The sequence below is a fragment of the Saccharopolyspora rectivirgula DSM 43747 genome (assembly GCF_000497205.1).
GTDB classification, from domain to species: domain Bacteria; phylum Actinomycetota; class Actinomycetes; order Mycobacteriales; family Pseudonocardiaceae; genus Saccharopolyspora; species Saccharopolyspora rectivirgula.
Genome location: NZ_AYJW01000055.1, coordinates 1 through 25,620 on the forward strand (window position 1 = coordinate 1; position 25,620 = coordinate 25,620).

Genomic DNA, 25,620 nt, shown 5'->3' on the forward strand with positions numbered 1-25,620 from the left:
CCCGCCGGGAACAACATGAATTTTATTCGATACGATCCTGTATCGAATACACCACCGATGCCGACGCAGGTGGAGAAGCCGATGTCCCGCAGCTCGTACATCATCTGGTAGGTCAGGGTGCCCGACTTGGACACCAGACCGATCTTGCCCGGGCCGGTGATGTCGGCCGGGATGATGCCGGCGTTGGACTTGCCGGGCGAGATGATGCCGGGGCAGTTCGGACCGATGATGCGGGTCTTGTTGCCGGTGGCCTTGGCGTGCGCCCAGAAGTAGGCGGAGTCGTGCACCGGGATGCCCTCGGTGATCACCACGCACAGGCCGATCTCGGCGTCGATGGCCTCGATGACCGCGTCCTTGGCGAACTTCGGGGGCACGAAGACGACCGAGACGTCGGCCCCGGTCTCCTTCATGGCCTCTTCGACGGTGCCGAAGACGGTGAGTTCCTTGCCCTCGATCTCGATCTTCTGCCCGGCCTTGCGGGCGTTCACACCACCGACGATGTTGGTGCCGGCACGCAGCATCCGGGCAGTGTGCTTGCTGCCCTCGGAGCCGGTGATGCCCTGAACGATGACCTTGCTGTTTTCGTTGAGGAAGATCGCCATCGTCTCATGCCCCCGCAGCCAGCTCGGCGGCCTTGTCGGCCGCACCGTCCATGGTGTCCACCATCGTCACCGCCGGGTGGTTGGCCTCGGCCAGGATGCGGCGCCCTTCTTCGACGTTGTTGCCGTCGAGCCGGACGACGAGCGGCTTGGTGGCCTCCTCACCCAGGATCTTCAGCGCCTGGACGATGCCGTTGGCGACCGCGTCGCACGCGGTGATGCCGCCGAAGACGTTGACGAACACCGACTTGACGTCGGGGTCGTTGAGGATGACGTCCAGACCGGCGGCCATCACCTCGGCGGAGGCACCGCCGCCGATGTCGAGGAAGTTGGCCGGCTTGACCCCGCCGTGCTTCTCGCCGGCGTAGGCCACCACGTCCAACGTGGACATGACCAGACCGGCACCGTTGCCGATGATGCCGACCTGACCGTCCAACTTGACGTAGTTGAGGTCCTTCTCCTTGGCCTTGGCCTCGAGGGGGTTCTCGGCGGCCTTGTCGACCAGCTCGGCCTGCTTGGGCTGGCGGAAGGAGGCGTTGTCGTCCAGGGTGACCTTGCCGTCCAGGGCGATGATCTTGCCCTGCGGGTCCTTGACCAGCGGGTTGACCTCGACCAGGGTGGCGTCCTCGGCCACGAAGGTCTCCCAGAGCTGGACGATGACGTCGGCAACCTGGTCAGCGACATCGGCCGGGAACTTCGCGGCCTCGACGATCTCCTGGGCCTTGGCCTTGTCCACGCCCTGGATCGGGTCGATGGCGACCTTGGCCAGCGCTTCCGGCTTGGTGGCCGCGACTTCCTCGATCTCCATGCCACCTTCGACCGACGCCATGGCCAGGAAGTTGCGGTTGGCCCGGTCGAGCAGGAAGGAGAAGTAGTACTCCTCGGCGATGTCCGAGGCCGCGGTCACCAGGACCTTGCGGGTGATGTGGCCCTTGATGTCGAGCCCGAGGATGGCCTCCGCCTTCTCCTGGGCCTCGTCGGGGGTCTGGGCGAGCTTCACACCGCCGGCCTTGCCTCGGCCACCGGTCTTCACCTGGGCCTTGACGACGACGGGGCCGCCAATCTCCTCGGCAGCTGCCTTTGCCGCTTGCGCATTGTCCACCACGGTGCCGGGCAGCGTCGGCACCCCGTGGGAGGCGAAGAGCTCCTTCGCCTGGTATTCATACAGGTCCACTCGAGTCTCCTGCGACGTCGGTGTCGGACTCCGGTGACGATATCGAGCTGGCGGAGTGTTGGGAGCGGGCGCATGCGGTGAAGTCGCTCACCCCGTGCCCGCCATAACGCCTGGTGACTGCCCTGGCCACAGGCTCGGGCGAGCCGCGAGCACCGGGACGCGACCGCTGTGCGTGACGAACGGAACATCCCGCGCCGCGCCCGGGCCTCTCCCGGGTTCCCACCGGAACACCGGTCAGCCAGCTCGGCCTCGCCAGGACACGACGAGCGCCCCGGCGAGCAGCACCACCAGGCAGAGTACCGCCGCCCACAGCCCGGGGCCGGGCTCCGGTCCGTCGACCCGGCCGGCGGTCAGCGGGAACTCCGCGCCCCGCACCGCGACCACCGCGGCCGCACCGACCAGCAGTGCGACGGCCGGCCCGCGGCGGCACCGCGGGGCCAGCACGACGGCTCCGACGACCACGGCCAGGGCGAGCAGCAGCCCCCAGGACGCGGTGGTGAAGGTGTGGGTCAGGGCCGGCGGGCTGAAGTCCGGGGCGCTCAGCACGGGCAGGGCGAACGCCAGCGCCGCCAGCGGTGACGCGATCGCCGCCAGCCATCCGGCCCGGCGGTCCGCGTCCAGCTCGGTGAGGTCCACTTCGTCCCGTTCCACCCAGCCGGCCACGGTGGCCACCAGACCGGCGAGCACGGCCAGGAGCACCGCGGCGCCGCCGAACCACATCCCCGCGCGAACGCCGGCCCCCACGGACTGGATGGCCATCAGCGCCGAGTCCAGCACCCCGGCAGCCGCCAGCGGCACCGCCGACCACCCGACGGCCAGCACCGGGCGCAGCCGCTCGGCCAGCCGCGGGACGAGCATGCCGGCCCCCACCAGCAGCTGCACCGCGGCCGCGGGCCAGAACATCCGCGCCGGGTAGGTGGTGGGGTCGCGCAGCCACAGCGGCACCTCCAGCTGCGGCAGCAGCGCGGCCAGCAGCCCGCACACCCCCGCGGCGAGGGCCAGCGCGCCGGCCGCGGCGCGCAGCCTGGCCAGGGCGGGCAGCGCGACGTCGGCGGGCCGTTCCCGCCCGGTCCGCTCGGGCGCGAACGCCAGGGCGACCAGCAGGAGCGCGCCCAGCAGCCCCAGCAGGGGCCCCCAGCTGAAGTGGATCTGCTCGAGCGCGGCCACCGAGACCAGCGGCGGGACCACGACACCGGCGATCGCAGCGGCCAACCCGAGCAGCCCGCCGCGGGTGTACTCCGGGTCGGACGCCCCGACCAGCACCCCGGCCGCGGTGGGCGCCGCCGCCGCGACCAGCAGGGAACCGGCCATCACCAGCCCCGGGGAGTCCACGGCGGAGCGGGCCAGCAGGTAGGGGTCGGTGGAGCTGAACGGGGCCATCAGGACTCCGACGGCCGCCAGCGTCCCGCCGCACAGGGCCGTGGACAACAGGTCTTGGCGGGAGGTTCCGGCTTCGCCGCCGGTACCGACCGCGAGGCCGTGGAACGCGACCGCGGCAGCGGCGATGGCCGCCAGGTGCCCGACGACCAGCAGCCAGGCGCCGATGCCCGGGGACACCGGGTCGAGGGTCGTCAGCCGCAGCAGTTCCGGTCGGGCGGCCACTCCCGGGTCGATGAGCAGCTGCAGGTCGAGCAGGATGCGACCGGGGGCCAGGGCGGCCGGCCCGGTCAGCGCCGCAACGGCGGCCACCGGGCGGCCGCGGTGGCGGCACCAGGCGGCGATGCCCGGCGCGAGCAGGCCGAGCAACAGCAGCAGCGGCCAGGAGGGGAATGCGGCGGCGCTGCTGATCGAGACCAGCCCGACCAGCGGCCCCAGTCCGTAGAGCACAGCTCCGGCGACCGAGATCGCGATCGCCGCGAACAACCACGTCGGTCTGGCCAGCTGCGTCGGTGCCCCAGCTGCAGGACGAGTGCTGTGTGTGTCGAGCCGCGCGTTCACCGCGCAGACGGTAGCAATCGGGAGATCACCGGTCGAAGCGCCGAATCGTCCCCTAGGGGTTCCCCGGGAGTTCGCGACATCGCCCCGGCAAAAGCACATGTGACTTGAGACACAAAATGGACTCGCGCGGCGTTACGCGCATGTGGCTCACCAAACCGTGTGAAAAACGCTGCTCGCGGTGAATTCGCAGGCAGATCGATTGCGCCCGGTCGAAGCAGGACTGCCTCGATCAAGGCGATCACCGCGCACCGCGGCGACCTGCACCGATCGAGATCAATTAATCACTTCTCGTGACTTGCCCCTAGGGGATCAACTTGGTTACTGTCCTTCGGTCCGTTGTTACGGTCTGATCACGATCTGGCCGGTTCCCCGACCGGCCGCCGGACCCCGACCCGGTGCGTGATCGGACTCCCCGAGACGGAAGGGCAGGCATTGGCTCGATACCGCTCCCCCGGCGGCGAACAGTCTTCCCCGAATCCCGCGGAGACTTCCGAGGAGGCGCAGAAACCCCGGGTGCCCTCTTCGGCGTGGCGTGGCCGAGTGGTCGTGGCCGCCGTTGCGGCCGGTGCCTTCGCGGCGGCCGGCCAGTCCCTGGCGGCCGGCGAAGGGCACGCCGCCCCCGACCACGACGACTTCAACCCGCGGGACGCCGGCGCGACCTTCAGCAGTGCCGCCGCCGAAACCGACAAGACCAACCCCGAATCCCAGGCAGCCACCCCCGAAGTGCTGCCGGTGGCCAAGGTCACCGACGCCAGCGAAGAGGCGGAGAAGCTCGCCAAGAGCGCCCGCATCGCCGAAGAGCGCGCGGCCGCCCTGGCCGAGGCCATGCGGCCGAAGTTCGTCAAACCGGCCGAGGGCTACTTCACCTCCGGCTTCGGCGGCCGCTGGGGAACCATCCACTACGGAATCGACATCGCCAACTCCAAGGGCACGCCGATCTACTCGGTCGCCGACGGGGTGGTGATCGAGGCCGGACCGGCCAGCGGTTTCGGCCTGTGGGTGCGGGTGCAGCACGAAGACGGCTCGATCAGCGTCTACGGCCACGTCAACACCATCCTCGTCAACGAGGGCGAAACCGTGAAAGCGGGCGACCAGATCGCCACCATGGGAAACCGCGGTTTCTCCACCGGACCCCACCTGCACTTCGAGATCTGGAACACCAGCGGCAAGAAGATCAACCCGCTGCCGTGGCTGCGCGAACGCGGCATTTCCCTGACCTGATCCGGTCCTCCACCACCGCCCGCAGCAGTCGGGCTTGGACTCGACGCCGGGGGCCGGACGACCACGGCCCCCGGCCGCGCTGGTCCTCCCCCCCCTGCCCGCGGCGCGGGACGACCGGCCCCGCCGAACGATCGTCCTCATTGGACAGCGGTGTTCCGCTGCACCGGACAGCACCGGGTGCCCACCGCGGTACAGTGCCGCCGTGCGCGCATACGTCGTAGACGCCTTCACCGACGCCCCGTTCCACGGCAACCCGGCAGGCGTGGTGCTGCTGGACGCGCCCGCCGATCCGGAGTGGATGCAGTCGGTGGCCGCCGAGCTCAAGCACTCCGAAACGGCTTTCGTCGACACCTCGGTCGCCGGAACCGAGCCCAAACCGCTGCGCTGGTTCACCCCCACCACCGAAGTGGACCTGTGCGGGCACGCCACCCTGGCCGCCGCGCACGTGCTCGGCGGCAGCCAGCGGTTCACCACCCGCAGCGGGATCCTCACCTGCACCGCCCGCGCGGACGGGATGATCGAGCTGGACTTCCCCGCAGATCCCACCACCCCCGCCGAAGCCCCTTCCGAACTGACCGCCGGTCTGCCCGGCGTCACCATCCGCCAGGTGTGCCGCGGCCGCACCGACCTGCTCGTCGAACTCGACTCGGCCGAAGAGGTGCGCGGGGTCCGCCCGGACTTCACCGCGCTCGCCGAACTTCCCGTGCGGGCCGTGATCGTCACCGCTCGCGGGGAGCGCGACAACGCCATCGTCAGCCGCGTCTTCGCCCCCGCCGTGGGCATCCCGGAAGACCCGGTCACCGGTTCCGCGCACTGCACGCTGGCCACCTGGTGGCAGCAGCGGCTGGGAGCCACCGAGCTGGACGCCGAGCAGGCCTCCGAGCGTGGCGGCGCGCTGCAGGTGCGCTTGGCCAGCGACCGGGTGCTGATCGCCGGCCGAGCGGTCACCGTGCTGGCCGGTGACCTGCACGCCTGAACGAGCCGCTACAGCTTGTGCAGCGGCACGCTGCCGATCAGCATCAACTTCACGGTCCCGGCGCTGCCGAAATCGATGGTGGCGGCGGCCCGGGGGCCTTCGCCCTCCGTGCTGAGCACGGTGCCCAGGCCGTACTTGTCGTGCGTGACCCGGTCGCCCGGGGACAGCTTGATGGCGGCGGTCCTCTTCCAGTCCTTGCCCGGAGCGCTGCGCGTCCCGCGGGCGGCCACCCGCGCCTGGGCGGAGTCCGAGCCGGCCCGGTCGAACCCGCGGGAACCCCAGGTGGTGCGGGTCTGCGGGGCGGAGCGCTCCGGTTCGATCCGGCGCCACTCCACCAGTTCTTCGGGGATGTCCCCGAGGAACCGCGACGGCGGGTTCAGCAGCGGCTGCCCCCACGACGAGCGCATGACCGCCCGGGACAGGTAGAGCTTCCGCTGGGCCCGGGTGATGCCGACGTAGGCCAGCCGGCGCTCCTCGGCCAGTTCCGCCGGTTCCCCCAGCGAGCGCATGTGCGGGAACACGCCGTCCTCCCAGCCGGTGCAGAACACCACGGGGAACTCCAGGCCCTTCGCGGTGTGCAGGGTCATCAGGGTGACCACGCCGTCCCCGGAGTCCGGGAGCGAGTCGGCGTCGGCCACCAGCGAAACCCGCTCCAGGAACGCCGAGAGCGAATCGTCGCCCTCCAGCTCCTCCTCGCCGGGCGCACCGGGCTGCTCGCCGCCGCGGGTCTCGGTGAACTCCCGGGCGACGGTGATCAGCTCGTCCAGGTTCTCCAGCCGGGTGGCGTCCTGCGGGTCACCGCTGCCGTCCAGCTCGGCGCGGTACCCGGTGCGGTCCAGCACCGCCTCCAGCACCTGGGCGACGTCGCCGGTGCCGACCAGCTCCCGCAGCTCGTCGAGCAGGTCGACGAACCCGGCGATGGCCCGGCGGGACCGGGTGTTGAGCTGCTCGATGCGCCCCTCGGCGGCGTGCCGCAGCGCGGTGCCGAAGGAGATCCGCTCCTGCTCCGCGTACCCGGCCACGACGCTCTCCGCCCGGTCGCCGATGCCGCGCTTGGGCACGTTGAGGATGCGGCGCAGGCTCACCGTGTCGTCCGGGTTGTCCAGCACCCGCAGGTAGGCCAGCGCGTCCCGGATCTCCCGGCGCTCGTAGAAGCGGACCCCGCCGACCACCCGGTACGGCAGGCCGAGCCGGATGAACACTTCCTCGAACACCCGGGACTGGTTGTTGGTGCGGTAGAAGACCGCGATGTCGTTGAACGCCGCCGCGCCCTGGTCGACCAGCCGGTCGATCTCCTCGGCGACGAACGCGGCCTCGTCGTGCTCGTTGTCGGCCACGTAGCCGACGATCGGGTCGCCTTCGCCGGCGTCGCTCCACAACCGCTTGTCCCGGCGGTTGGGGTTCTGCCGGATCACCGCGTTGGCGGCGTTGAGGATGGTCTGGGTGGACCGGTAGTTCTGCTCCAGCAGCACGGTCCGGGCTTGCGGGTAGTCCCGCTCGAACTCCTCGATGTTGCGGATCGTGGCGCCGCGGAAGGCGTAGATCGACTGGTCGGAGTCGCCCACCACGCACAGCTCGGCCGGTTCGACCCCGCCTTCGCCGTCGGTGCCGACCAGTTCCCGGACCAGCACGTACTGGGCGTGGTTGGTGTCCTGGTACTCGTCCACCAGCACGTGCCGGAAGCGGCGGCGGTAGTGCTCGGCGATCGCCGGGTGGTTCTGCAGCAGCTCGACGGTCCGCATGATCAGGTCGTCGAAGTCCAGGGCGTTGGACTCGTCCAAGCGCCGCTGGTAGGCCTGGTAGACCTGGGCTGCCTTGCGCTCCACGTCGCTGCCGGCCCGTTCCGCGGCCTCCTCCGGCCCGATCAGCTCGTTCTTCCAGTTAGACAGCTGGACCCCCAGGCTGCGCGGGGGGTACCGCTTGGGGTCCAGGTCCAGCTCCCGCGCCACCATGCTGATCAGGCGGCGGGAGTCGTCGGCGTCGTAGATGGAGAAGTTGCTGGACAGCCCGAGCGCTTTGGCCTCCCGGCGGAGCACGCGCACGCACATCGAGTGGAAGGTGGAGACCCACATGATGTTGGCGCGCCGGCCCACCAGGTCGACGACCCGCTGCTTCATCTCGGCAGCGGCCTTGTTGGTGAAGGTGATCGCCATGATCTGGCCGGGGTGCACCCCGTTGGCCAGCAGGTAGGCGATGCGGTGGGTGAGCACCCTGGTCTTGCCGGAGCCGGCGCCGGCCACCACCAGCAGCGGGGACCCGGTGTGGACCACTGCTGCGCGCTGCTGCGGGTTCAGCCCGGTCAGCAGGGCTTCCGGGTCCGGGTCGGGATGAGGTGCCGGGTTCTCGGGCTCCGGGAGGTCGAAGAGGGTGCTCATCGTGGTTCCACGTTACCGGCTGGCCCCGACGCCATCGGGGACGGCCGCGGCGGCGGGTGAGACGCTCGCCGCACTGCTTGCTCCGAGGCGGGGCGGTTGTGGCACACTGAACACGTGCTGACGCAGACGTACTTTTTTTACGGGCCCGGACTCCGGCGCCCGTAGCTGCGTGAGCTTAACCAACTACGACGCCCCGGAGTCCTCGGACCGGGGCGTTTTTCGCATCGGGCCGAGGCGGGGCCGACCAGCCGGAGGAGCAAGCCCGATGAACGCCACTGTGGACGGTGACCACAAGCAGCCCGACACCGACCCGGCGGAGACCATCGCCCAGTTCCGGGAAGAGATCGACCAGCTGGACGCCGACATCCTGCGCCTGATCAAGCGCCGCGCCGAGGTGTCCCGCGAGATCGGCAAGCGGCGGATGGCAGCCGGCGGCCCCCGCATCGTCTACAACCGGGAGATGGACGTGCTCGCCCGCTACCGGGAACTCGGCCCGGAAGGCCGCGAACTGGCCATGATCCTGCTCCGGCTCGGCCGCGGCCGGCTCGGCCGCTGAGCCGGTGGTTCGCGGGACCGGACGGCCCCGCGAACCACTGCCTCACAGCGCGTGGTCCGCGGCCAGGTCCCGGGTCCGGGTCTCCGGGGACCGGGCCACCGCGATGAAGGTGACCGCGGAGCAGGCCGCCACGTACACCGCGATCGGCGTTGCCGAGCCAAAAGCCGACAGCAGCGCGGTCGCGATGATCGGTGCCAGCGAGCCCGCCACGATCGAGGCGAGCTGGTAGCCGATCGAGGCCCCCGAGTAGCGGACCCGGGTGCCGAACAGCTCGGCGAAGTACGCCGCCTGCGGGCCGTACATGGCGCCGTGGAAGATCAGCCCGATCGTGGTGGCGAAGGTGATGATCCAGAACGACTTGGTGTCCACCAGGGGGAAGAACGCGAACGCCCACAGCCCGGTGCCGACCGCGCCGAACAGGTAGACCGGGCGGCGGCCCACCCGGTCGGACAGCGCGCCCCACAGCGGGATCGAGACGAAGTGGATGGCCGCGGCGATCAGCGACGCGTTCAGCGCCAGCCCGCGAGGCAGTTCCAGGAACGTGGCGACGTAGGTCAGCACGAACGACGTGAGCATGTAGTACACGACGTTCTCGGCGAAGCGGGCTCCCATCGCGGTGAGCACTTCGCTGCGGTAGCGGCGCAGCACCTCCAGCACCGGGGCCCGCTGCTGGCTGCCGCTCTCCTCGGCCTGCTGGGCCGCGGCCAGGAACACCGGTGATTCGGTGACCGCCAGCCGCACCCACAGGCCGATCAGCACCAGCAGCCCGGACAGCAGGAAGCCGATCCGCCAGCCCCACTGCAGGAAGGCCTCCTCGGACTGCACCGCCGCCAGCACGGCCAGCACCGCGGTGCCCAGCAGGTTGCCCATCGGCACCCCGCCCTGGGGCCAGGAGGACCAGAAACCGCGGTGCTCGGCCGAGCCGTGCTCGGAGACCATCAGCACCGCACCTCCCCACTCGCCACCGATGGCGAAGCCCTGCACCAGGCGCAGCGCGGTCAGCAGCAGCGGCGCCGCCACCCCGATGGCCTGGTAGGTGGGCAGCAGGCCGATCACGAAGGTGGATCCGCCCATCATCACCAGGCTCAGCACCAGCAGCTTCTTGCGGCCGAGCCGGTCCCCGTAGTGGCCGAAGACCAATCCGCCCAGCGGCCGGGCGACGAAGCCGACCGCGTAGGTGATGAAGGCCAGCAGGGTCCCGGTCAACGGGTCGCCGGCCGGGAAGAACAGTTTGTTGAACACCAGGGCCGCGGCCGAGCCGTAGAGGAAGAAGTCGTACCACTCGATGGTGGTGCCGACGAGGCTGGCGAACACCACCTTCATCGGCGCGCGTTTCGTGGGGATGCTGACTGGCTCGGTGCTCATTGGCCATCCTTTCTGCCGCGTCGTTGCGGGTGGCCGGATGTCTGCGCATCCGGAGTCAGTTCGCCGTCCAGCCCCCGTCCATCGGGAAGGAGGAGCCGCTGACCGACGCGGCGCTGGGTCCGCACAGCCACAGCGCCAGCTCTGCCACCTCAGCCGGTTCCACCAGGCGTTTGACCGGGGTGCGGGCGAGCAGCACGTCTTCGACGACCTGTTCCTCCGGAACCCGGTGCAGCTCGGCCTGTTCGGCGATCTGCCGCTCCACCAGGGGGGTCCGGACGTAGCCGGGGCAGATGCAGTTGGAGGTGACCCCGTACGACGCGCCTTCCACCGCGATCACCTTGGACAGCCCTTCGACGGCGTGCTTGGCGGTGACGTAGGCGCTCTTGAACTGGGAAGCCCGCAGGCCGTGCACCGAGGAGATGTGGACGATCCGCCCCCACCCGCGGCTGTACATGCCGGGCAGCGCGTTCCGCACGATGCGGAACGGCGACTCCACCATCACCCGGAGCATTTCGCCGAAGACCTCCGGTGGGAAGCGGTGCAGCGGCGCCACGTGCTGGAACCCGGCGTTGTTGACCACGATGTCGGCGCCCTCGCCGAGCTCGGCCGCTTCGTCGGGATCGCTCAGGTCGGCCACCCGGACCTCGGCGCCCAGTTCTTCTCCGAGTTCGGTCACCGGTCCGGCGGCGCGGTCGGTCACGACGACATCGGCACCTGCCGCGGCGAAGCACCGGGCGACCGCAGCTCCGATCCCGCTGGCGGCCCCGGTGATCAGTGCGCGTTTTCCGGTCAGGTCGCTACCGGTTGCGGCCATGGCGTTGACCAAGCGTTCGTCCGGGTGATCCTTCATAGGCCAGCAACCTATGCGTGACTTCGGTCTCAATCCAGAGGTGAGGCGCAACCAATTCCAATTGGTCCGCATGGCCTCTTCCGCCCGGATCAGGGAAATCCCCCATACCGGGTACGGCGGGAGAGGAGCAGACTGGCCGTATGACTGCTGTTGTCGCCTTGGTGGCCTTCCTCGTGACCCTGGCCGCGCTGCTGGCCGCAGCCGGACACGCCGGGTATTTGGCGATGCTCGCGTCGGCGGCGAAGAAGCGCCCCGGCGGGGAGCCCGCCGTGAAGTTCGCCCGGTCGCGAATTCCGGTGGCCGGCGCGGGGCTCGCCGTGACCCTGCTGGCCTTCCTGATCGGCACCGGTGATTCGGTGGGCGCGGACATCTTCGCCATGCTGCTGGCCGGTGGTGGTGGTTTCGGCTCGGTGAAGGCCCTGCAGACCACCCAGAGCCGGTTCCGCAAGGGCGAGTTCTGAGCGGTGCGCCGGCCGCCGGCGCACCGGGACCTGCCGTGGGCACCGCTGTCCACCTCGCCGCCCGACCGGGCACCGCGGGCCCCAGCGCGCCTGCCGAAGCCGTCCCGCGGGTTTCACTCGAACAGCGGATCAATTGCGCTAATGGCTTCACCGATCACCACGGGATGGAGTTGACCGCTGGGCTGCTCCTCCGCCCCGTCTTGGTGGAGCTGGCTCCAGCGATTCCACGAACACCCGCAGAGCACGGCTGAGCGCCGCCCGAGCCCGAACCCGCGATCACGAGGTGGGCGCTCCCGGCAGATCGGAAAGCTGAGTTCGTCGATGCGCAGCGGCCGAAGCATCAGCTGGAGCGGCCAGCTCGACTGGCCTGTCGAGCGGACCTCTCGCACAGCACGACACCGACGCGAACCCGTCCCCGACGAGCCCGCGGAGACCGAGCCGCCGGCGGATTCCGCTCCTTCGGACGGGTTGCACGCGTTCGACCTGGGCATGGTGCCGGCTTCGGTGACCCCGCCGCGCAAGTGGCGGCGGGCTGCCTGGTTCGCCATCGCCTCGTCGGCGGCGACCCTCGGCGGCCTGGTGTTCGCCACCGTTTCGCTGGTGAGCAGGACGCCTTCGCTGGAAGGGCTGGAGGTGCCCACCATGCCGCGCGGCGACTTCCCCGGCCCCGGCGAGCACGGCTGGCACGAGTTCGCGGCGGAGGAGCCGGCGACCAGCACGACCACCGCGCCGAGCACCACCGCTGCGGTGCCGAGCCGGCTGTCGGCGGCGACCCCGCAGACCGAGTCCTCGCAGCTGCCGGACGCCAGCCCGCCGGAATCCTCCCCCGGCACGGCGGAGCCGGTCCCCACGACCAGCTCCCCGGCGACCACGGTCACCAACTACTTGATCGCGTTCTCGGACGTGCAGCAGGTCCAGCAGCGCGCGGACGCCTACTTCGCCGCGATCAGCCGCGGGGACCTGGAGCAGGCCTTCGCGATGACCACCGGGGCGCTGCGGGCGGAGGGGTACGCCGCGTTCGCCGAGCGGTACGCCGGCGCCACCTCGGTGGAGGTGACCGGGATGCAGGTGTCCCCGAGCCGCGTGGTGGCCGCGCTGCGGGTGGTCCTCGCCGACGGCAGCGCGGTGGCGGTGGAACGGGAGTTGCGGTTCACCGCTGGAACGGACCCGGAGATCTACGCCGACGACCAAGTGTCATAAACACATAGTAATCATTTGCTCTGAATGGGTTACTTTTCATATTCTTCCGGGTGAAATTACGATGATCGCTTCCCTCGGAGCTGATCACGCGGTACGTGTTCGGCAAAGCAGCCACAGCAGGCCGAGGACGACGATCACGTGGACCACTTACCCGAAGGCCACCGGCACGGCCGAGCGCCCCACGACCCTGCAACCGCGGTGAGACCGAGCGATCAGCCTTCCGCCAGCCCCGAGCGCACCGCAGCCGCACTGCTGGCCGAAAGGGAGGACCAGCAGGAGTTCCGGCCGCGCTCCGGCGGTCTCCTGATCAGCGCGCTCGGACTGCTGCTGTGCAGCTCGGCGGTGGCCACCGGGTCCATCATCAACACGTCGTCCGCCCCGAACAGCACCGTCGTCGCCGAGCCGCCCGGTCAGCTGGCGCTGCGCCCGGACCTGCTGCGCGACTCCGAGTGGCCGCTGACCAGCACCGGCGACCTCGCCGCGGTGCCCGAGATCCCCACCGAGCCACCGCAGCCCCCGCAGGACACCCCGGACGACGTCGAGGACGGCTCCGACACCGAGGTCCTGGCCCAGGCGCGGACGGCCAACCCCAGGGCCGGCAGCGATGAGCAAGCCACCGAAGTGGTCGACGAGTTCTACCGGAGACTGCCGGAATCCCCGGAGGCCGCCGCGCGGATGCTCCCCCCGGGCACGACCGGGGACCGGGAGTCGTTCACCGAGGCCTGGAACCGGGTTTCCGAAGTGCAGCACCGGTCGCAAGCCCGATCGGCGACCCAGGTGGTGACCGAGGTGACGGCCGACTACTCCGACGGCCACCGGGTGCGGTTGCGCCAACTGGTGCGCGTGTCCGTGGGCACCGAGCCGGAGATCGTGGACGTGGAGCTCATCCTCGCCCAGCACCTCGGGCCGGGCGCGAACACCCGCATCAACATCTTCGCCCGATGAGCGATCACTGTCCGATCACAACAATGCGGCAACGACCTGTCACCCTGCGATAATCGCCCGAGCCGTCCCGCACGGCACCGGGCGGGGCCCGCGGGGACCCCGTCCCTCCCCCGCCCGCTCCCGGCAGCCACCGGAGGACTCCGGGGATCACCAGCTCAAACGGGGTGTGAGCAAGCTCCCGAAGACAACTCGACGACTGCGGTAGCTAGTAACGTCGAAATAGTTGCCGCAGATCTTCAGACTTCGGGCCTACGCTGATCCGCTGTGGGCTAGGCTGCCGTAGCGCGGTCCGGTTTGCGGCTATGGCGAACCGGATCCGCAGTCAGAACGTGTACATGTCGGAGGGCCGAAGCCGGTCCGCCAGAACGGCCGATGCTCGGTGGGCGTCGAACGCCGGGGCGGTGATCGCTCCGGCCGTCCGAACCTACTGGGTATCGATAGCAGTACGGGGAGACGTCGGTGAGCGACGAAGGTCGCCTGGTCGCCGGACGCTACCGAGTGCAGCGACGCATCGGCAGTGGCGCGATGGGCGTGGTGTGGGAATGTGTCGACGAGCGCCTGCACCGCACGGTCGCGGTCAAGCAGTTGCTGCTGCAGCCCGGGCTCGATCCGGGTGAAGCCGAGGAAGCGCGGCAGCGGGCAATGCGGGAAGGCCGGATCGCGGCACGCCTCCAGCACCCGAACGCGATTTCGGTCTACGACGTGGCCGAGGACGAGGGCCAGCCTGTTCTGGTCATGGAATACCTGCCGTCCACCAGCCTGGCGGCGATGATGGCCGAGCACGGACCGCTGCCACCGCGAGAGGTGGCGCGGATTGGTGCCCAGGTGGCTTCTGCGCTCGGTGCAGCGCACTCCGCCGGAGTGGTGCACCGGGACATCAAGCCGGGCAACATCCTGCTCGGTGACAACGGCACGGTGAAGATCACCGACTTCGGTATTTCGCGGGCTCAGGGGGACGTCCAGGTCACCAAGACAGGCATGCTGGCAGGCACGCCCGCCTACCTGTCCCCAGACGTGGCGATGGGTAAGGAGCCCACTCCGGCTTCCGACGTGTTTTCACTCGGCGCGACGCTCTACGCGGCGATTGAAGGACATCCGCCGTTCGGGCTCAGCGAGAACACGCTCGCGCTCCTGCACGCGGTGGCGGCCGGCAAGATCGAACCGCCGAAGCAGGCCGGGCCGATGACCCGGCCGCTGATGGCGATGATGGCGCAACGGGTCGAGGACCGGCCGACCATGGCTCAGGTCGTCGAGATGCTGAACGCGGTCGCCGAGGGCAAGTCGGTGACTTCCATACCGACCAGTGCCGCGCCGATCCCGCCGGCCCTGAAGCCGGAATCGGCCGAAGAGGCGGCCCCCACCAGCGTGGTAGGCGGCCAGGACACCACGGCTTACTACGAGGACGACCCCTACTCGGAGCAGGCGTACGAGAACGCCACCGCCTACATGGGGTCGGACCCCCGCAGCGCCGAGGCCATCTACCGCCAGCCGCGCAAGAGCAAGCGGCCGGTGCTGGTGTCGGGTCTCGCCCTGGTCGCTGTCGCGGCGATCGCGGTGCTGGTGACAGCAGCGCTGCTCAGCCCGCAGAACGATCCGCGACCGACGGGCAACGAGGGCACTTCCCAGGCGCCGCAGCCGCCGGTCCCGACGACGGTGGAGGACACGGTCCCGGAGGACGACTCGGAGTACCCGGAGCAGCCGGTCACCACGCCTCCGGTCACGACGACGACCGAGGAACCCACCACCACGACGACGACCGAAGAGCCCACGACGACCACCACGACGGAGGAAGAGGAGACCACGACCACCACGACGGAGGAAGAAGAAGAAACCACCACGACGACGACCGAGGAAACGACCACGGACAACAACGCCGGTTCCGGCACCGAATCGGCGGCAAGTCCGGGCACCGAGACGGAAGCCTGAGCGCGAGTTCTGCGCGCGCGAAAACCGGGGCGGCGGAAAACCGCTGGTCGCCCCGGTTTTTGCATACCGGGGGGCCACCCCAGGGTTCACCCCGCGACGGCGGGCCAGTAACGTGCACACCGTCAAGTGAAAGCTGACCACGGGGGTCCGGTCAGTCCGGTAGCAACAGGCACAGCCATTACCAGGAGATACCGGTGAGCGCCGAAGGTCAATTGATCGCGGGCCGGTACCGCTTGCAGGAACGGATCGGCAGCGGCGCCATGGGAGTGGTGTGGCGTGCCGTCGACGAACGCCTGCACCGCACGGTCGCGGTCAAGCAGCTGCTGCTGCAGCCCGGGACTACTCCGGAAGAAACCGAAGAGGCCCGGCAGCGCACCATGCGGGAAGGCCGGATCGCCGCGCGGCTGCAGCACCAGAACGCCATCGTCGTGTTCGACGTGGCCGAGCACGAGGGCCAGCCCGTGCTGGTCATGGAGTACCTGCCGTCCCGCAGCTTGGCATCGGTGCTCGCCGAGCAGGGCGTGCTGCCACCGATGCAGGTGGCGCAGATCGGCGTGCAGGTGGCGAGCGCGCTGACCGCCGCCCACATGGCCGGCATCGTGCACCGCGACTTGAAGCCCGGGAACATCCTGCTCGGGGACAACGGGATCGCGAAGATCACCGACTTCGGCATCTCGCGAGCGCTCGGCGACGTCGCGGTCACCAAGAGCGGAATCCTGGCGGGGACTCCCGCCTACTTGGCTCCCGAGGTGGCGCTCGGCCGGGATCCGGCGCCCGCCTCCGACGTGTTCTCGCTGGGTTCGACGCTGTACGCGGCGATCGAGGGCGAGCCCCCGTTCGGGGTGGACGAGAACGCCATCAGCCTGCTGCACCGGGTGGCCCGCGGGCAGTTCGAACCGCCCCGGCAGGCCGGCCCGCTGACCCCCGCGCTGCTCCAGCTGCTGCGCCCGGACCCGGTGGAGCGGCCGACCATGGCCCAGGCCCGGGACATCCTGCAGGCGGTGATCGACGGGCGGCCGATCCCGAACTCGAACCCGAGCGCCGGTTGGCAGCGCCCGGCAGCGCCGCCCGCGGCCTCGGCCCCGCGCCCGGCCGCGATGGGCGCGCAACCGACCCAAGCGACGTCCACCAACCCGCCGACCCGCGTCGGCGGGGTTGCGCCGGTGGCGGAGTCGGCCCCGCAGCAGCGCAACCGCAAGCAGACGGTGCTGTGGATGCTTGCGGTGGTCGCCGCGGTGGTGATCGGCATCCTCACCGCGAACGCGCTGGGGGACAGCTCGGACCAGGGGCAGGCCCAGCCCCCTGCGCCGCCGCAGCCGACCGCCACCCCGGCGCCCACGACCTCGGCGGCGCCGACCACCACGACCGCTCCGCCGACGACCACGACCACCACCACCGCCGCCGCCACCCAGAAGGTGTCGTCGGCCCAGGTGCTGGCGACGGTGAAGAAGTACTTCTCGCTGGTCCCGAAGAAGACCGACAAGGCGTGGCAGTTGCTCGGCCCGCAGCTGAAGTCCCAGGGCAAGGAGAAGTACGAGGAGTTCTGGGACGAGATCGACGACGTCAAGATCGTCGGGGAGCCGATCATGGTCGGCTCCAACGTCGTGGTGGTGCTGCAGTACACCAAGGACGACGAGAAGATCATCGAGCAGCACGTGCTGGGCATCGTGGCCACCGAGGACGGCAAGCCGCTGATCAACACCGACACCCGGCAGTGAGTCACCCCCCGGCGACTTCGACCAGCGCCTGGACCAGGGCGTTGGTGGCCGGCAGCCCGGCCGCTGCTTCGCGCACCGCGACGTGCACCCCCCGCACGGCCTTGGGGGTGCGGATCGGCCGCACGGCCACTCCCGGGTGCACCACGTCGAGCCCCAGCTGCGGGATCAGCGCTATTCCGAGCCCGGCGGCGACGAAGGCCTGCGCGGCGTAGCTGTCCTCGGTCTCCAGGACGTGGTGCGGGGTGAAGCCGGCGCAGGCGTAGATGTCGGCGAGCAGCGCGGCGCACGTGTGATCCGCCCGGGCGGTGTTGATCCAGTTCTCCTCGGCCAGCTCGGCGAGGTCGATGCCGTCCTGGTCGGCTTGGGGGTGGTCCGCGGGCAGCACGACCCGGAACGGGTCGTCGGCGAGGTGGATCAACCGGACTCCGCGGGCCTGCGGGAGCTGCTGCCCGGCCACGATGACCGCCAGGTCCGCTTCGCCCTCGGCGACTTCGCGGAACGCTCCTTCTTCGAGGATCTGCAGGTCGAGCACCACTTCGGGGTGTTGGGCCCGGAACTTCGCCATGGCCGGCGGGATGAGCCCGACGCTGGCGGTTTGGAAGAAGCGGACGCGCAGCTGCCCGGTGTGGCCGGCCCGGAGCCCGGCCAGCTCGGTTTCGATGCCGCGCAGCAGCTCGGCGACTTGACCGGCGCGTTCGGCCAGCAGACTCCCGGCCGGGGTGGGGCGGACTCCGCGACCGGACTTCTCCAGCAGGGGGAGGCCGGCTTCCCGTTCCAGCGCGGCGAGCTGCTGGCTGATCGCCGAGGGCGTGCAACCGAGGCTGGCGGCAGCAGCGGTCACCGAGCCGCTGGTCACCACGGCTCGCAGCACTTGCATCCGGCGAACGTCGAGCACACCACCACTATAAAGCAGATCTGAACATTCCCTTGAATTTATTTCACTTGTCCTGACAAGTCCTGCGGTGCACCGTGGAAGACGCAGAATTCGGCCGCTCGAAGCGGAGGCAGAAGTGCGCCACACGTCCAGCTATCTGCGCTTGCTCGTCCTCGCCCTGCTGTGGGGCTCCAGTTTCCTGTTCATCAAGGTGGCGTTGAACGCGCTGTCCGCTCCGCAGATCGCGTTCACCCGCATCGTGCTGGGGGCCTTGGTGCTGCTGGCCCTGTGCGCGCTGCGCGGGCACGACCTGCGCGCCGACCGCTCCCTGTGGAGCCGGGTCACCGTCGCAGCCCTGTTCGCCAGCGCACTGCCCTGGGTGCTGATCGGCATCGGCGAACAGACCATCGACTCCGGACTGGCCGGCGTGCTGAACGCAACTACACCACTATGGACAGTCCTATTCGGACTGCTAATCGGGCAAGAACGGCTCCGGCCGTCACGCGCGACGGGACTGCTCCTCGGTTTCAGCGGAGTGGTCCTCATCCTGGCACCGTGGCACAGCGCCAGCCTGCTCCAGTGGGGTGCACTGGCCTGCCTGACCGCGTCCGCCAGCTACGGCATCGCATATGTCTACATCGGACGAAAGTTGACCGGGCACGGCAAACCCCCGGTGGCCCTGGCCGCGCTGCAGATGAGCGCGGCCGCCGGCCTGGCCGCGCTGGCGCTGCCCATCGGCTGGACCCAGGTGCAGTTCTCCCCGCTTCCCCTGCTGGCGGTGGGCGCGCTGGGCGTCTTCGGCACCGGTGCGGCGTTCGCCCTCAACTACCGGCTCATCGCCGACGAAGGAGCGACCACCGCGGCCACCGTCACCTACCTCGCCCCCGTGGTGTCGGTGCTGCTCGGCTGGCTGGTGCTGGGCGAAGCGCTGAACTGGCGCATCCTGCTCGGGGTACTGGTGGTGCTCACCGGGGTCGCCCTGATCCGGCAACCGGACGACGCACCGGCGCGGCGCACCCGACCGCACCGGCCCAACCGCATCCGGGGCTACACCGAACTGCTCACCAACCACCCGATGAAGTAGCCCGTCACACCAAGCGCCGGTCCGAGGCCCACCGGGACAGCTCGTACCGGTTCGACAGCTGGGTCTTGCGCAGCACGCTGGACACGTGCGTCTCCACCGTCTTCACCGAGATGAACAGCTCCGAAGCGATCTCCTTGTAGGCGTAACCGCGGGCCAGCAAGCGCAGCACCTCCCGCTCCCGCGGAGTGAGCAAGTCCAGCTCCGGGTCCCCGACCGGCGCCGAACCAGGCCCCTGCGCGAACGCGTCCAGCACGAAACCGGCCAGCCGCGGGGAGAACACCGCGTCCCCACCGGCCACCCGGTGGATGGCGTCGGCCAGTTCCCGCCCGGAAATGGTCTTGGTGACGTAACCGCGCGCACCAGCCCGGATCACCGAGATGACGTCCTCGGCGGCATCGGACACCGACAGCGCCAAGAACAGCACATCGGGGTGGTCCCCGCGGACCCGGCGCAGCACCTCCACCCCGCCGCCATCGGGCATGTGCACGTCGAGCAGCACCACCCGGGGTTGGAAGTGCGCGATACCGGTGACCGCCTCGGCCACCGTGCCCGCTTCCCCGACCACCTCGACGCCGTCCACGACGGCCAGCTCGGCCCGCACCCCGGAGCGGAACAACGCGTGATCGTCCACCAGGAAAACCCGGACCGGCTCCTGGCCAGCGCTCTCCCCAGTCACCACAACACTCCTCGCCGCCTGTTGGAGGTCCAGCATCTCACGCCGCGCGCTTCCGCGGCATCACCAGTTGCACCTCGGTGCCGGCGCCGGGCTTGGTGCGCAGCTTCACGGCGCCCCCGTGCCGGTGCATGCGCCCCCGCACGGAATCGGCCAACCCGTGGCGATCGGCCGGCACGTCCTCGGGGTCGAACCCCACCCCGCGATCCCGCACGAACACCGCCACCTGCTCCGGCTCCGCCTCCGCGTACACGCTGACCTCGTCCACCCCGGCGTGCTTGGCGGCGTTGACGATGGCTTCCCGGGCCGCGGCCAGCTGCGCGGTCAACCGGTCGTCCAATTCGCAATCGCCGACCACCACCTGCTGCACCTTGATCGCGAAGGCGTCCTCCACCTCGCCGCAGATGCGGGCCAGCTCCGCGGAAAGACGGCGCTGCTGGGGTTCGCCCGGCTCCCCGGTCAACTCCTTGCCGCCGCTGCCGCGGTTCTCCCCGCCGTAGAGCCAGGACCGCAGCTCCCGCTCCTGGCCGCGCGCCAACCGGCGGACCTCCCGGGCGGAATCGGCCTGCTTCTGGATCAGGGCGAGCGTTTGCAGCACCGAGTCGTGCAAATGGGCGGCGATCTCAGCCCGCTCCTGCGACCTGATCCGGTTGGCCCGCTCGGCGTTGAGGTCCCCGACCAGCCGCAGCCACCACGGGACCGTCATCACCGCGAAACCGATCAGCGTGACCAGCACGGCGAACAGCACGACCGGCAGGTCGTCCACCGGAACGCTGCCGCTCAAGAACGCCACGATGCCGAAGATCATCAACCCCGTTCCGCACAGCACCCGGATCACCGCCGCCCGGACGCCACCGCCGAGCAGCACCCCCGTCACCCCGGTGCGGGCTTCCTCCCGCCACTGCCGGCGCTGGGACTCGTCGGCCTCCCGCCACACCACGGCGGCGCCCAGCAGCGCGATCAGGAACGGCGAGGTCAACCAGAACGGCAGCGCGAAGAACGCGCCCACCAGCAGCATCAAGCCGAAGCTGAGCAGGATCAGGCCGATGCCCTGCTGCTGCTCCCGAGCGGACAACCGCTTGGTGTCCGTGCCCTGCCGGACGAACATCCACAGCAAGGCGTAGGCCACCACCCCGGCGCCTTCCAGCGCGGCCAGCACCGCGAACGCCAACCGCACCCACAGCACCGGGACGCCCAGGTGATCGGCGATGCCGCCGCACACGCCCGCGACCAACCGCCCGCCGCGGCGTCGCCGCAACGGCGGCGGTCCGGGCGGGCGCGCGACCCCCGGGGCACCCGCGGTGTTGCTGCTCTCCTGCTCACTGCGGCCTGTCACACTCCGATGGTCACACGCCGGGAAACCCCGGACATCAGGGAGAGCCCCTGGTTTTCCGGGCCGCTTCAGGGAAGTCCCCGATACCGGCGCCCGCGGCGGGAGCAGATAGTGAAAGGCATGAGCGCCCTCAGACCACCCAGCAGCGTCGCGGACACGCTGCGCGACTTCTGGCGGACCCGACCGGTCCGTCCTCGTCGAGGCCGCAAGCTGGCCGGTGTGTCCGCCGCGATCAGCAACCGGTACGGCATCGACCCGCTCCTGGTGCGGATCGCGTTCGTGATCGCCGCCCTCTACGGCGGTTCCGGATTCATGCTCTACCTGCTGGGCTGGTTGCTGCTGCCCAAAGAGGGCACTCCGGAAACCGGTGGCCGCCCCCGCCCGACGTCCGTCGGTGCGGCGGTGGTGCTGCTCCTGATGTTGATGCCCGCCAGCTTCTCGCTGTTCAGCTCCTCCGGTCTGCTCGGTTTCCTGCTGGCCTCGGTGACGCTCTACCTGCTGCACCGCCACTGCGCCGACCGGCCGTCCTCGGCGCTGCCGGCGCGAGCGGCGCCGCCGGGCGAGGTGACGCCGACCGGCGAGAACACCTGGGTGTTCCCCGGGGCGAACGCGGAGAGCGCCGGCCAGCAGCGCACCCCACCGTCCTGGGACCCGCTGGGGGCCGCCCCGTTCGCCTGGGACCTCCCCGACCCCGCTCCGGTGGAACAACCGGAGCCGCAGCGGCCCCTCCGCCGGTGGATCGCGCCCCTGACGCTGGCCGCAGCGACGTTCTTGTCACTGATCGGGCTGGTGTTCCTGGGCGTGTCCTTCGAAACAGCGCTCGCCTTCGCGCTCGGCGTGCTCGGCCTGGGCATGGTGGCCGGGGCGTTCCTGGGCGGCGGCCGCGGGCTGATCTGGCTGGCGGTGCCGCTCGCGGCGCTGCTCCTGATCATCGACACCCCCAACCTCGTCAACCGCTGGGACAGCTCCCAGGAGCAGGCGGAGGCTCCCTCGTGGATCGAGGACGGAGGACGCTTCTGGGACGACATCGGCGACCGGGAGCTGCAGCCGACCACCGTCGGCGGCATCGCCCCGCGCTACGAGACCAGGGCCGGGAACCTCGTGCTCGACCTGACCGAAGTCGACTTCACCGACGAGGAACGGGCGAGCACCGTCCTGCGCACCGAGTACGGCAACCTCACCGTCCGGGTGCCGGACACCGTGGACGTGATCGCGCACTGCTCGACCGACGCGGGCACCGCCCGGTGCTTCGACGAGGAAGTGCAAGGCCCGGTCCAGAACCAGACCGTGCAGGACTTCGGCGACGACGGACCGGGAGGCGGCAGCATCGAGCTCGAGCTGCACGCCGGCGCCGGTGATGTGGAGGTCTACCGTGAGTGAGCACCACCGCTCCAGCGAACAACCGGCCAAGTGGTCCCCGGACCTGGTGCTGCTGCTGGCCGGGTTGTTCGCGATGCTGATCGCCGCGTACGTGCTCCTCGGCTCGTCGAGGCACATGCACTGGCTGCTGGCCGGGGTGGCGGTGTTCGGCGGTCTGGGGCTGCTGGTCGCTTCACTGCGCGACCGGCAGTGATCGCGGGATCAACCCAGGATCAACCCGAGCACGAAGATGATCAGACCTGCGGGGGCACCGACCGCGACGCCCACGGAGAGCAGCCGGTGCCGCTTCCGGCGGTGCTCCCGCAGCTCCTGCTCGCTGCGCGTGGAAATGATGAAGGGGCTGCCGTCCTGCGGTTTGCCGATCACCAGCGGGCCGATCCGGTCGTGCACCTCGCCGAGGATGTAGAGCCGGTGGCCCGGGCGGATGATCCACTCCTCGTACTCGTAGCCGATGGTGCCGCCGCGGGCGGGAGGCAGCTGGATGCCGAACAGGGACGGCCCTCGGCGGTGGGCCGGCTCGAAGCGGGACACCACCTGCTCCGGCTGGTCGGGTTTCGTGCCGTTCGGATCCACCCCGATCAGCATTCCCTGGTCGTCGCGCAGCGCGTACCCGGCCTGCGAGCTGAAATCGGAGACCACTTCGCTGCCGCGGGTCACGCGCCGGCGCCCGTCCCGGTAGTAGACCCGCTCGTAGTGGCGCTTGACGCGGTAGCGGTACCAAACGCACTCGGTCTTGCTGAGTTCGGAGACCAGCAGGCCTTCCGGGCGGGGGTGAGCGGTGCCGACGACCTCGCAGTACTTCCGGAAGTTGCCGCGCCCGCCGAGCTCGTCGGACGTGCTGCGCAGCATCTCCAGTTGCTGCACGGGCAGGGTCTCGGCCCCGATCATCGCGTGCAGCTCAGTGCGGTCGCGCCGCATGAAGTAGAAGCCCACAGCGGACGCGACCAGCAGTACTACCCCTAATCCCCACATCTCGCCTCCGTCGGTCCTTCCCGACCATATGTTCCGCCGAACGGCGGTGGACCCGGTTCGGCAAAACTAGTGGGAGAAATCCACCACTGGAAGGGACATCGCGAACATTCCGGCCGGAATCACGACAGGAGGCGGGAACGGGACACGGCATCGGACCGTTCCGGGGCACGGCGGACCCGCTCGGCACCCGGCGGAGGCGCCAACGGGAACTCCTGCCGGCAGGACGGTTCCCACCGGGGAGAACACCCGGTCCACAATGGCCTTCTGCTGCCGGCCCGCGCGGGCGCAGCAGCGCTCACCGGACGACCGGCCGGAACCGGCCGGTCACTCCCACTCGATGGTGCCCGGGGGCTTCGAGGTGACGTCCAGCGTGACCCGGTTGACGTCCGGCACCTCGTTGGTGATCCGGGTGGAGACGCGCTCCAGCACCTCGTAGGGCAGCCGGGTCCAGTCGGCGGTCATCGCGTCCTCGCTCGACACCGGGCGCAGCACGATCGGATGCCCGTACGTGCGGAAGTCGCCTTGCACGCCGACGGAACGCACATCGGCCAGCAGCACCACCGGGCACTGCCAGATCTCGCGGTCCAGCCCGGCCGCGGACAGCTCTTCCCGAGCGATCTGGTCAGCGGCCCGCAACGTCGCCAACCGCTCCGCGGTGACCTCGCCGACGATGCGGATCCCCAAGCCCGGTCCCGGGAACGGCTGCCGGTGCACGATCGTCTCCGGCAGGCCCAACTCGGTGCCGACCCGGCGAACCTCGTCCTTGAACAGCGCGCGCAGCGGCTCCACCAGCTCGAACTGCAAGTCGTCCGGCAGGCCGCCGACGTTGTGGTGGCTCTTGATGTTGGCCGCACCGGAGCCGCCACCGGACTCCACCACGTCCGGGTACAGCGTGCCCTGCACCAGGAAGTCGATCTGCTCACCGGACTCGCCGGCCTCGGCCTGCAGGTTGCGGGCCGTTTCCTCGAAGACCCGGATGAACTCGCGGCCGATGATCTTGCGCTTCTGCTCCGGGTCGGTGACCCCCTGCAGCGCGGACAGGAACCGGTCCACCGCGTCCACGGTGACCAGTCGGACACCGGTCGCGGCGACGAAGTCCCGCTCCACCTGGGCGCGTTCCCCGGCCCGCAGCAGACCGTGGTCCACGAACACGCAGGTCAGCCGGTCACCGATGGCCCGGTGCACCAGAGCCGCGGCCACCGCCGAGTCCACGCCGCCGGAAAGGCCGCAGATCGCCCGGCCGTCCCCGATCTGCTCCCGGATCGCCGCCACCGTGTCGTCCACGATCGACGCGGTTGTCCACTGAGGACGAATACCAGCGATCTCGTGCAGGAACCGCCGCAGCACTTCCTGGCCGTGCGGGGAGTGCGCCACCTCGGGGTGGTACTGCACCCCGGCGAGCCGGCGCTCCACGTTCTCGAAAGCCGCCACCGGGGTCGCCTCGGTGCTCGCGGTGACGGAGAAGCCCTCGGGGGCCTTGGTCACCGAGTCCCCGTGGCTCATCCACACCGGGTGGTGCGAGGGGAGGTCCTCGTGCAACGTGCCGCCCTCACCGCTGACGGTCAGGTCGGCGCGCCCGTACTCCCGGGTACCGGTGCGCTCGACGGTGCCGCCCAAGGCGGAAGTCATCGCCTGGAACCCGTAGCAGATGCCGAACACCGGGATGCCGGTGTCGAACAGCGCCGGGTCGACCTGCGGAGCACCCTCGGCGTACACGCTGGCCGGGCCACCGGAGAGCACCACGGCAGCGGGGTTGCGCCGGACGATCTCCTCCACCGACGTGGTGTGCGGGATCACCTCGGAGTAGACCTGGGCCTCGCGAACCCGCCGCGCGATGAGCTGCGCGTACTGAGCCCCGTAGTCGACGACAAGGACAGGCCCCTGGTCGCCGTGGGTTGCGGAACCGGACACGTCGCCGACCTCCTCGCGAGAACGATGAGCTGACCCCATTCTCGCAGGTAGTCGAAGACGCGGCGGCACCCACCCCGCCCGGCGCGGGG

At 70.2% G+C, this 25,620-nt stretch carries 22 protein-coding genes; 11 read left to right on the forward strand and 11 right to left on the reverse strand.

What is annotated here, in order from left to right; translation table 11 throughout:
* From SREC43747_RS0114535 to SREC43747_RS0114545, 3 genes are all read right to left on the reverse strand, one after another.
* A partial coding sequence (locus SREC43747_RS0114535; RefSeq protein WP_368681319.1) for a CoA-binding protein occupies window positions 1-602 on the reverse strand: 602 nt, incomplete at its 3' end.
* 4 nt (window positions 603-606) lie between these two features.
* Entirely contained in the window at window positions 607-1,773 is a 1,167-nt protein-coding gene (gene sucC, locus SREC43747_RS0114540; RefSeq protein WP_029722016.1) for an ADP-forming succinate--CoA ligase subunit beta, read from the reverse strand.
* A 234-nt stretch (window positions 1,774-2,007) separates the two neighbouring features.
* Entirely contained in the window at window positions 2,008-3,636 is a 1,629-nt protein-coding gene (locus SREC43747_RS0114545; protein WP_051388045.1) for a hypothetical protein, read from the reverse strand.
* Window positions 3,637-4,224: 588 nt separating this feature from the next.
* On the opposite strand from SREC43747_RS0114545, the gene SREC43747_RS0114550 reads away from it, so the two are divergent.
* Together SREC43747_RS0114550 and SREC43747_RS0114555 are read left to right on the forward strand one after the other, a co-directional pair.
* The gene (locus SREC43747_RS0114550) at window positions 4,225-4,932 is read left to right on the forward strand and encodes a M23 family metallopeptidase (protein ID WP_037332114.1); all 708 of its coding nucleotides are present in this window, start codon (window positions 4,225-4,227) and stop codon (window positions 4,930-4,932) included.
* A 202-nt stretch (window positions 4,933-5,134) separates the two neighbouring features.
* Complete coding sequence (locus SREC43747_RS0114555) at window positions 5,135-5,908, forward strand: PhzF family phenazine biosynthesis protein (protein ID WP_029722019.1); 774 nt, start codon at window positions 5,135-5,137, stop codon at window positions 5,906-5,908.
* Window positions 5,909-5,916: 8 nt separating this feature from the next.
* On the opposite strand, the gene pcrA is transcribed toward SREC43747_RS0114555, so the two are convergent.
* Window positions 5,917-8,283, reverse strand: coding sequence for a DNA helicase PcrA (pcrA, locus tag SREC43747_RS0114560; RefSeq protein WP_029722020.1), 2,367 nt, complete (start codon window positions 8,281-8,283; stop codon window positions 5,917-5,919).
* Window positions 8,284-8,548: 265 nt separating this feature from the next.
* On the opposite strand from pcrA, the gene SREC43747_RS0114565 reads away from it, so the two are divergent.
* Complete coding sequence (locus SREC43747_RS0114565) at window positions 8,549-8,839, forward strand: chorismate mutase (protein WP_029722021.1); 291 nt, start codon at window positions 8,549-8,551, stop codon at window positions 8,837-8,839.
* A 42-nt stretch (window positions 8,840-8,881) separates the two neighbouring features.
* On the opposite strand, the gene SREC43747_RS0114570 is transcribed toward SREC43747_RS0114565, so the two are convergent.
* Together SREC43747_RS0114570 and SREC43747_RS0114575 are read right to left on the reverse strand one after the other, a co-directional pair.
* On the reverse strand, window positions 8,882-10,204 hold the full coding sequence (locus SREC43747_RS0114570; RefSeq protein WP_029722022.1) for an MFS transporter: 1,323 nt from the start codon (window positions 10,202-10,204) through the stop codon (window positions 8,882-8,884).
* Between the two features lie 55 nt (window positions 10,205-10,259).
* Window positions 10,260-11,054: a 3-hydroxybutyrate dehydrogenase gene (locus SREC43747_RS0114575; protein ID WP_029722023.1), complete on the reverse strand. Its 795-nt coding sequence runs from the start codon at window positions 11,052-11,054 to the stop codon at window positions 10,260-10,262.
* A gap of 140 nt (window positions 11,055-11,194) precedes the next feature.
* Between SREC43747_RS0114575 and SREC43747_RS0114580 the strand changes: the two genes are divergently transcribed.
* The 5 genes from SREC43747_RS0114580 to SREC43747_RS0114600 all read left to right on the forward strand — a co-directional run bounded on the left by SREC43747_RS0114580 (window position 11,195) and on the right by SREC43747_RS0114600 (window position 17,304).
* Window positions 11,195-11,515, forward strand: a complete 321-nt coding sequence (locus SREC43747_RS0114580; RefSeq protein WP_029722024.1) for a hypothetical protein — start codon at window positions 11,195-11,197, stop codon at window positions 11,513-11,515.
* 321 nt (window positions 11,516-11,836) lie between these two features.
* Complete coding sequence (locus SREC43747_RS0114585; protein WP_029722025.1) at window positions 11,837-12,715, forward strand: hypothetical protein; 879 nt, start codon at window positions 11,837-11,839, stop codon at window positions 12,713-12,715.
* A 198-nt stretch (window positions 12,716-12,913) separates the two neighbouring features.
* Window positions 12,914-13,660, forward strand: coding sequence for a hypothetical protein (locus SREC43747_RS0114590; RefSeq protein ID WP_029722027.1), 747 nt, complete (start codon window positions 12,914-12,916; stop codon window positions 13,658-13,660).
* A 459-nt stretch (window positions 13,661-14,119) separates the two neighbouring features.
* Window positions 14,120-15,586: a serine/threonine-protein kinase gene (locus tag SREC43747_RS0114595; protein WP_029722028.1), complete on the forward strand. Its 1,467-nt coding sequence runs from the start codon at window positions 14,120-14,122 to the stop codon at window positions 15,584-15,586.
* A gap of 194 nt (window positions 15,587-15,780) precedes the next feature.
* On the forward strand, window positions 15,781-17,304 hold the full coding sequence (locus SREC43747_RS0114600; protein WP_029722029.1) for a serine/threonine-protein kinase: 1,524 nt from the start codon (window positions 15,781-15,783) through the stop codon (window positions 17,302-17,304).
* 1 nt (window position 17,305) lies between these two features.
* On the opposite strand, the gene SREC43747_RS0114605 is transcribed toward SREC43747_RS0114600, so the two are convergent.
* Window positions 17,306-18,199 carry a LysR family transcriptional regulator gene (locus tag SREC43747_RS0114605; RefSeq protein WP_029722030.1) on the reverse strand — a complete coding sequence of 298 codons (894 nt, stop codon included), beginning with the start codon at window positions 18,197-18,199 and terminating at the stop codon, window positions 17,306-17,308.
* A gap of 115 nt (window positions 18,200-18,314) precedes the next feature.
* On the opposite strand from SREC43747_RS0114605, the gene SREC43747_RS0114610 reads away from it, so the two are divergent.
* On the forward strand, window positions 18,315-19,262 hold the full coding sequence (locus SREC43747_RS0114610; RefSeq protein WP_029722031.1) for a DMT family transporter: 948 nt from the start codon (window positions 18,315-18,317) through the stop codon (window positions 19,260-19,262).
* 4 nt (window positions 19,263-19,266) lie between these two features.
* Here the strand turns inward: SREC43747_RS0114610 and SREC43747_RS0114615 are convergent, their stop codons facing one another.
* On the reverse strand, window positions 19,267-19,974 hold the full coding sequence (locus SREC43747_RS0114615) for a response regulator (RefSeq protein WP_051388046.1): 708 nt from the start codon (window positions 19,972-19,974) through the stop codon (window positions 19,267-19,269).
* A gap of 1 nt (window position 19,975) precedes the next feature.
* Window positions 19,976-21,271: an ATP-binding protein gene (locus tag SREC43747_RS0114620; RefSeq protein ID WP_236623203.1), complete on the reverse strand. Its 1,296-nt coding sequence runs from the start codon at window positions 21,269-21,271 to the stop codon at window positions 19,976-19,978.
* Window positions 21,272-21,388: 117 nt separating this feature from the next.
* Here SREC43747_RS0114620 and SREC43747_RS0114625 point away from each other — a divergent pair, with 117 nt between their 5' ends.
* A complete protein-coding gene (locus SREC43747_RS0114625; protein ID WP_029722034.1) occupies window positions 21,389-22,648 on the forward strand; it encodes a PspC domain-containing protein in 1,260 nt (419 codons plus the stop codon).
* Entirely contained in the window at window positions 22,641-22,841 is a 201-nt protein-coding gene (locus tag SREC43747_RS0114630) for a hypothetical protein (protein ID WP_029722035.1), read from the forward strand. Before SREC43747_RS0114625 ends, SREC43747_RS0114630 begins: the two co-directional genes overlap by 8 nt.
* Before the next feature lie 8 nt (window positions 22,842-22,849).
* Here SREC43747_RS0114630 and SREC43747_RS0114635 read toward each other — a convergent pair whose 3' ends face one another.
* Together SREC43747_RS0114635 and guaA are read right to left on the reverse strand one after the other, a co-directional pair.
* Entirely contained in the window at window positions 22,850-23,620 is a 771-nt protein-coding gene (locus SREC43747_RS0114635) for an E3 ubiquitin ligase family protein (protein ID WP_029722036.1), read from the reverse strand.
* Window positions 23,621-23,944: 324 nt separating this feature from the next.
* Window positions 23,945-25,531 carry a glutamine-hydrolyzing GMP synthase gene (gene guaA, locus SREC43747_RS0114640; protein ID WP_029722037.1) on the reverse strand — a complete coding sequence of 529 codons (1,587 nt, stop codon included), beginning with the start codon at window positions 25,529-25,531 and terminating at the stop codon, window positions 23,945-23,947.
* Window positions 25,532-25,620 lie beyond the last annotated feature (89 nt).

Excerpts from the sequence above, each read along its gene's own strand:
- pcrA (WP_029722020.1), bottom strand. The coding sequence starts at position 8,283 with ATGAGCACCCTCTTCGACCTCCCGGAGCCCGAGAACCCGGCACCTCAT.
- SREC43747_RS0114565 (WP_029722021.1), top strand. The coding sequence starts at position 8,549 with ATGAACGCCACTGTGGACGGTGACCACAAGCAGCCCGACACCGACCCG.
- SREC43747_RS0114570 (WP_029722022.1), bottom strand. The coding sequence starts at position 10,204 with ATGAGCACCGAGCCAGTCAGCATCCCCACGAAACGCGCGCCGATGAAG.
- SREC43747_RS0114575 (WP_029722023.1), bottom strand. The coding sequence starts at position 11,054 with ATGAAGGATCACCCGGACGAACGCTTGGTCAACGCCATGGCCGCAACC.
- SREC43747_RS0114580 (WP_029722024.1), top strand. The coding sequence starts at position 11,195 with ATGACTGCTGTTGTCGCCTTGGTGGCCTTCCTCGTGACCCTGGCCGCG.
- SREC43747_RS0114585 (WP_029722025.1), top strand. The coding sequence starts at position 11,837 with ATGCGCAGCGGCCGAAGCATCAGCTGGAGCGGCCAGCTCGACTGGCCT.
- SREC43747_RS0114615 (WP_051388046.1), bottom strand. The coding sequence starts at position 19,974 with ATGCTGGACCTCCAACAGGCGGCGAGGAGTGTTGTGGTGACTGGGGAG.
- SREC43747_RS0114625 (WP_029722034.1), top strand. The coding sequence starts at position 21,389 with ATGAGCGCCCTCAGACCACCCAGCAGCGTCGCGGACACGCTGCGCGAC.
- SREC43747_RS0114635 (WP_029722036.1), bottom strand. The coding sequence starts at position 23,620 with ATGTGGGGATTAGGGGTAGTACTGCTGGTCGCGTCCGCTGTGGGCTTC.